We start from the raw sequence: 7,656 nt of genomic DNA, 5'->3' as shown, positions 1-7,656 counted from the left end.
TTGTAATTTAGGCTCGTAATTTACAACAGTTTCCTCTATTTTTACATTCTCTATTTCTTGAAAATAGATCATTTTTTTGGAAGGAACACAGGCTACCGAAAGTAAGGCTATGCTGAATAGTATGGGGTAGTAAAATTTATTTTTCATTTTATTTTTTTTATACTTTTTTATGATCGATCTAAACTTGTTAATCACTCTTTTATTATTTACACGCAACCTTTCGGTAAAACTAAAAGCATATTAAACGATTTATCCTATTTTTAGGATGGTTTATGTTCAACACTATGGTCAAATGCTTCAAACCTAGAATTATTTGAAATAAATTCGGGTACAATTTCTTTCATTTTAACAACTGTTTTATTGCTGTTTAATTCTTCGTTAAATTTACATAATTCTTTTATTTTTTTCTTCACTTTTATCGTATTAATTTCTTTTACATTGGCTATCATGATTTTATGATGATGTGTTGCTGTCGTATTTTCGCCTTCAGCCAATAATTCTTCATAAATTTTTTCACCTGGTCTTAATCCTGTTATTTTAATATCAATATCTGTTGGAAATTTTAATCCAGACAGTCCAATCATATTTAAAGCCAAATCATAAATTTTGATAGACTCTCCCATGTCAAACACAAATATTTCTCCTCCTTTACCCATAGCACCCGCTTCCAAAACCAACTGACAAGCCTCCGGTATGGTCATAAAATAACGTGTAATCTCTTTATGCGTTACTGTTAAAGGGCCTCCATTTTCAATTTGAGATTTAAACAAAGGTATTACAGAGCCATTTGAACCTAACACATTTCCAAAACGTGTGGTTATAAATTTTGTTGCATTTGTTTTCGTATTTAAACAGTTAATGTACATTTCAGCAATACGCTTGGTAGCCCCCATAATATTGGTTGGGTTTACGGCTTTATCTGTAGAAACCATCACAAACTTTGCTACATTGTATTTTAATGCTAATTCTGCAATTGTTTTAGTCCCTGCAACATTCACATGTACTGCTTCATAAGGATTATCTTCCATAAATGGCACATGCTTGTAGGCTGCTGCATGAAAAACAAAGGTAGGTTCATACTCTTTAAAAATGGCATCCATCCTTTTTTTATTTCTTACATCTGCTACAATTGCTGTTATTTTTTTCACATTTTTATGATGAAAAAACTGCTGAAGTGTGTACAGTTCAGATTCAGCCTGATCTATTAATACTAAATGTGCGTATTTAAATGTTGATAACTGTCTTGTAATTTCACTCCCTATAGAGCCTGCAGCTCCCGTAATTAAAATTACTTTATTCTTAAATTCATTGATTAGTAGCGGGTTATCAAGTTCTATGGTATCTCGCCCTAATAAATCTTCAATTTTAACCGACTTTATTTGGTGTATATTTAAATTATTATCTATCCAATCCTTTGCTGGTGGCACAATTTTCACCTTTATTGAATATTTTGAAAATTTATCTGCTATCTCAATTAATCGTAAGGGTTTAATTTTTTGAATGGATAAAATAATCTCATCAATTTTTTTACTTCTAATAAAATCTTCATCTACATTCGTTGCATTGTAAACTGTTACTCCATTAATTTTTTTCCCTGCTTTGCTCTTTTTATCATCAATAAACCCAATAATTTGTGTGTTATTTTGTTTATCTTCCTTTAGTACTGAATAGGTTAACAAACCAGCTTCTCCAGCACCATAAATCATTACTTTTTTGTGCTCTTTATTGGCTGTGACTAATGAGTAATACAGTTCTTTAAACAAGTACCTACTTGCAATTAAGACTATTACATTTAATAAAAAATGAATAGCTACAATTGACAAAGGAATAGCTACAGTTTCTGAAATATGCCATTGACGATTGATAAACACCAGGCTAAACAACAGCACTATCATCACAAAACAAGCTCCAACAATATTTACAGAATCACGTACACCTGTATGCCTAATAATACCTTTGTATGAACCTACCCACAAAAAGCTTATCAATGCAACTACAAAAATAATTGGAAGTTGAAAGATTAAGTGATCTTTATTAAAATTTAAGGAGAAGTTAAACCGTATTAAATAGGCTATAAAAAATGTATTTAGGATAATATATAAATCAATTAATAATACAATCCACCTTGACGTATTATTATGAATCAATTTTTTTATGAAATAATTTTTCATACTATAAATTAGTGCTTAAATAGGGGTTTCAAATTTATCTTTTATGCGCTAAAAACTACCATAAAGGCTTTATTTTTAATGGCTATTTTCTCTAAAAACACATTTGTCTAATTAAAGATACTTTATTAAGTATCATAACAGTATTAATTTTCAACAATCAAAACGAGATTTCACATCTAAAAGCAAATATAAACGATTTTTTTTCTTTTCGTATATGAATGGGTTAAAATGTAGGTGTTGTGTGTTGTAACATACCCAACTGTCATCCCGCACTTGATGCGGGATCTGTTGCTTTGGAACTTGAAAGTTAAAGATCCCCAGTCAAGCTGAGGATGACGTTAGTTAAGGACAGATCCTGAATCATACTTCGACTAAGCCTATCTTGAGTGTAGTCGAAAGGCTCAGTAGAGCTATCGAGAAGTTCAGGATAAAGTTATTAAACCGTCAGCAGGACTGAAAGTAAAGAAAACAGCTAGTAGCTGTTTTTAATGAAGGTACCAGGTGGCGTGTAGGAATAGTGGAATGAAGCAATCTGTAACTTTGGAGTTCAAAGTAGCATTGTAACTTGTTAATGAACATATCCTGAATCACCCTTCGACTCCGCTCAGGGAGCAAGTTCAGGATGGCGTTCGTTTATAAAAAACACAGCAATGAGTTAAGGATGATACTACTTAATCGTCATTCTCGCGCAGGCGGGAATCTGTAGCTTAAGAGTTTCAAATTACTAATTGGGAATTACGAATGTTAACTTTTCAACCAAAAAAACCGTCATTACGAATGTAACGCAGTGAAATGAAGTAATCTGTAGCTTTTTAGTTCATAACAAACAGATCCTGAAACATACTTCGACAAGCTCAGCATGACATCTTTAGGATGACGTTCGTTTATAAACTAAGAATAACATACCCAACGGTCATCCCACGCTTGATGCGGGATCTGCACCTAATAAAGGGTAAATTATTATTTGGACTCCTATTCAAAAAACCCTCAATCACCCTTCGACTCCGCTCAGGGACCAAGTTCAGTATGACGTATTAGAATATTGTTTCTTTGAGTGGTTTTACGGAATGAAATAGAGGAAAATTGCACTTCGACTAAGCCTGTCTTGAGCGTAGTCGAAAGGCTCAGTGACCAAGTTCAGCAGGGCTATCAAAAAGATGTTAATTGGAACTCCCTAATTGTTCTCGATACACTTGTATTCCGCTTTACTGCATACAAGCACTCGAGCTGACAATGTTATGTCCCTTCGAGTGATTTTACGGAATGAAACGGAGGAGAATTGTACTTCAACTATGCTTAGTAGAGCTATCTAGAAGTTTACATTAGAACTCTTTTAGACTTCTCGATACACTTGCATTACGCTTCGTTGCATACAAGCACTCGAAGTGACTGTAAGGATTTTTTGACTTTAACTTTTCTTGTTTTATATCAAATTTAAGACTTATATAAACATAAGATTATCTCATATACAAACATAGGATGACGTTGATTAGATGCCAAACACAGGATGACGTATTGGAATATTGTAAAAACACAAACTACTAACCTTTTCCCAAAGAATTATATATTTCTAAATGTTTTTTAATTACATCTTGTTCATTGAACTCTCTTTCCGCTTTTTTCCTACCGTATATCCCCATTTTAGTTCTAAGTTCTGGTGAATCGACTAATTTTAAAATGGCATGTTTTAATTCTTTAACAGATTTAACAGCTACTATATAACCGTTTTCACCTTCCTCTACACAATCTCTACAACCATTCGCGTTTGTGGTTACAATAGGTCTCCCTATAGCACAAGCTTCTAACAACGTTTTAGGCATTCCTTCTCTATAAGAAGGAAAAACAACAATATCGCATTCTTTATAAATTGCAGCCATATTTTCTTGATGCCCTAACCAAGTTACATAACCTTCATGCTCCCATTTTTTAAGGTATTCTATAGGAACCGCATCTTTACTGTCATTATCAATAATACCACAAAGAACAACTAAAATTTTTCCTTCGTGTGTGGCTTTTAACAAATCTGTTACTTGTTTCAATTCTTTTATTCCTTTATTCCATAACATTCTAGCTGCAAATAAAATGACCGTTTTCTTCTTAGATATTTCTGGAAAATACTCAAAATCAGTTAAGTTAATACCAGAACCTTTTATTACATGAATTTTATGATGCGATTTTACAATACTAGCTTCTTTTAGTTCTATATAATCTTCTTTATTTTGAAAAATTACATCACTTTTCATATGTGAAAAACCGACTCTCAATAGCCATTTCATTATTTTAGGAACCCATCCTTTTTTATTATTTGTAAAATTAAACCCCAATCCGCTTATAGCATTCACAACAGCTTTTATTTTTAGGAACCTTGTTATAATAGAGCCATAAATAATTGGTTTCAATGTTATTTGATGAATAATGGTAGGTTGAATTTCTTTGTACAATCTAAATAATTTTAAAAACACCATTAATTCTTTTACGGGTTTCGTTCCAGATCTAGTTAATGGAATATTAATAAATTCAATCCCTTCATCTCTAATTTCTTGTGCTCTTCCTGTATCTTTAGCAACTATAATTACCCTCCAACCTTCTTTTACAGCACCTTTTGCAATGCATAATCTATGTGAAATCAAAAACCAATCTACATTCACCACCATCAATAAGGTTTTCTTATTAGCCATGCTTTTTAAATTTTAATGAATAATCTACGGTGCTTATTAAAAAGTAAAATAGGTAAGGGAAAAACATGATTCGCATTCTATTACCTAGACCTAAATTATACAAATAAGAAGCAAATAATATCATTAATAAAACACCTGATATGAGCGCAAATCTTAGTTCATTAGTTAACCTACTCCATTTCATTTTATGCTTCACAACATAATAAACACTTCCAAATATCACCAGTACAAAATATATATTTTCTATAGACACTATTAACTGAAGGCTATTTTTAATTTCATATAAAAAAGGCAACGGCATCACTAATAAATAACCAATTCGAGTAAAAATTGTGGTCTCCGTTAAACTAATTGCTGTTGTACCTCTATTGCTTGTAGTACTTATAAAATCTGTGATATACGCTTGTATTGAGGCACTATTTAACGTGTCAATTTTCAGGAAAAATTTCATAAAAACGGGTAACATCACCAGAAAAGAGACCATTGTAATTAGTATCCAATTTCTTTTTACCTTTTTACTCTTCGTCTCATCCATCAAAAATAAAATCCCCAAACCGAGTAATAGTATTAAAAAAACATGGGGTCTAATCATAAAAATGAGTCCTCCTATCAATACAAATTTCCAATCGTATTTTTTGAATTTTATTTTTTTCAACACCATTACCATTAGCCATAGCAGCAGAGCTTCCTTTCCTAAAAAACCTGTCCAAAAATGAAATGAAGGTGTTAAATAAAACAATAGCAATAAATTATTCTTTTCACTTAAATTATCAATTCCTATCAATTCAAAATATAGCAAAAGTCCTTTAAAACTAATAGTAGCAAATACTAAAAATAACACCTCTATAGTTACCCCTAATTTTACAAAAGGAAAAATTAAAAAAGAAATGAAAGAACTTCCCATATTAAATAATGAAAACCATTGGGTTGTTTCCAATGCATTCTCATAAAAGTTAGTTGGGTCATTAATAGAAGTGAAATCTTCAAGAAAACATGCAAATAATATGGAAGCGCTAAAATGGATGCTAGTAACCAACACCAAAAAAAGTTTAACCTTTAGCGATGGTACTTTTTTAACGGTTGGAATTAAGCTATATAAACTATAAATAATTAATAGTAATAGTACACTCCCATTTAAAATTAGCGCCATTTAATTAACTTTTAATTTTGTTAAATGCTATATACGACCAACCTGCATATACCAATCTCCCCATTAGCAATGTAATAGCACCTCCAAAAAAGGAGTAATTTGGAATTAAAAAACATCCTAAAACAACTGTTAACACTATTGTAATACTGGTTATTTTACTATATAAAACATCTTTATAATACGTTAATAAGCCATGAATACCATAACTTGATATCACCGCCATTAAAAACGGAATAGGACTTAAAATTTTTACTATGATTACAATTTCCCTATAATCTTCTCTATTTTCAAATGTCAACCAATGTGTGATTAAATAATCACTTCCAAAAAATAATAGCAAACTTAAAAAAGCACCCATAAAAAGCAACAGTATTCTTGATGGAGGTATTATTTTTTTTGTTCTGTTTATCATTGGGTAAAATACTTTGGTTAAAATAGCATTAATAGTACTAAACGCATTGGTGATTTTTAAACCAATATGCATCAAACTTACGTGTTGAGGCAATCCAAAAATACCCACTAAAAAAACAATAACGGTTCCAAAGGTTGAAGGTAAGAATGAATTTATAAACGAACTAAAATTTAATTTCAAATACATAAAAACCTCTTTTAAAGATGTGAATTTTAATGTTAATCGATACCTTTTAAGTGCCCATATAAAAGTTATGATGCCTACCAAAATTATCCCAATGGCTTCTAGTAACGGGATGTATTTATAATCTGACGTTGTATTCACAAAAAACAAGACCAACCCAACATAGAGTATCGTTCTTCCTAAATTTACAAATGCAGCAAATTTCATTTTTTCCATTCCTAAAAAAAACCATCGCAATGAAAATAATTCACCTACTAACATAAATGAAGTGAAAAAATAAATTGTTTTATGTTCCCAAAACTTAGGCACAATCCATATCAATCCTATAAACAACATATATTCTACGATGAACAATACCACTTTTACAGAAATTACTTCATTAAATAATTGATTTATTTTTAACAAGTCCCCCTTGTTTTTTGCTATTTCCCGAACAGCAGACAAGCTAAATCCGTAGTTGAGTATATTTACAAAAAACACCATTAAAGCCATTGCAAAAGCATAGATTCCGTAATTCTCAATTCCGACTTTCACTATTAAAAACGGAATTAACCATAACGTTAAGCCTAAATCAATTGCTTTTATAGCAACTAATGATATGGTATTTTCTGAGAATTGATATAGTGTTTTTTTATTCAATAAAGTGGTTACTTTTGTTTAGATGTAAAAATAATGTATTTTTTTATTAGTTGGGTTTAAATTCTAAGAACTGTATTGTTTGATTTTGTTTTATTTCATAAGATCCTGAATCAATACTTCGACTAAGCCTGTCTTGAGCGTAGACGAAAGGCTCAGCACAGCTATCGAGAAGTTGTTCCAAAACAAACAGATCCCCAGTAAAGCTGAGGATGACGTTCGTTTATAAACTGAAAACAACATACCAAACCGTCATCCCGCACCTGACACGGGATCCGTACCTATAAATGCTAAATTACTAATTGCTCTACTTTTTGAAAGATCCCCAGTCAAGCTGAGGATGACGTTCACCAAGTCAAGTAGTCATAATTTGTCATGCTAAACTTGATTACTCATTGTTATTCATTGTTATACTGAATTCGTGAA

General features: G+C 31.3%; 4 protein-coding genes. All 4 read right to left on the bottom strand.

The features are described 5' to 3' along the window. Nucleotides 1-260 precede the first annotated feature (260 nt). The 4 genes from GQ540_RS13000 to GQ540_RS12985 all read right to left on the bottom strand — a co-directional run bounded on the left by GQ540_RS13000 (nt 261) and on the right by GQ540_RS12985 (nt 7,233). Nucleotides 261-2,171, bottom strand: coding sequence for a nucleoside-diphosphate sugar epimerase/dehydratase (locus GQ540_RS13000; RefSeq protein WP_291801868.1), 1,911 nt, complete (start codon nt 2,169-2,171; stop codon nt 261-263). A 1,541-nt stretch (nt 2,172-3,712) separates the two neighbouring features. Further along, nucleotides 3,713-4,849 carry a glycosyltransferase family 4 protein gene (locus GQ540_RS12995; RefSeq protein ID WP_291801865.1) on the bottom strand — a complete coding sequence of 379 codons (1,137 nt, stop codon included), beginning with the start codon at nt 4,847-4,849 and terminating at the stop codon, nt 3,713-3,715. Beyond that, nucleotides 4,842-5,999, bottom strand: a complete 1,158-nt coding sequence (locus tag GQ540_RS12990) for a hypothetical protein (protein ID WP_291801863.1) — start codon at nt 5,997-5,999, stop codon at nt 4,842-4,844. Before GQ540_RS12990 ends, GQ540_RS12995 begins: the two co-directional genes overlap by 8 nt. 4 nt (nt 6,000-6,003) lie before the next feature. After that, nucleotides 6,004-7,233, bottom strand: a complete 1,230-nt coding sequence (locus GQ540_RS12985) for an oligosaccharide flippase family protein (protein WP_291801860.1) — start codon at nt 7,231-7,233, stop codon at nt 6,004-6,006. Nucleotides 7,234-7,656: the final 423 nt, after the last annotated feature.

The sequence above is a fragment of the Lutibacter sp. genome (genome assembly GCF_013139515.1).
In the GTDB taxonomy this organism is placed as follows: domain Bacteria; phylum Bacteroidota; class Bacteroidia; order Flavobacteriales; family Flavobacteriaceae; genus Lutibacter.
The sequence above is the reverse complement of the archived record's forward strand: the minus strand, read 5'-3'. Positions and strand labels throughout refer to the sequence as shown.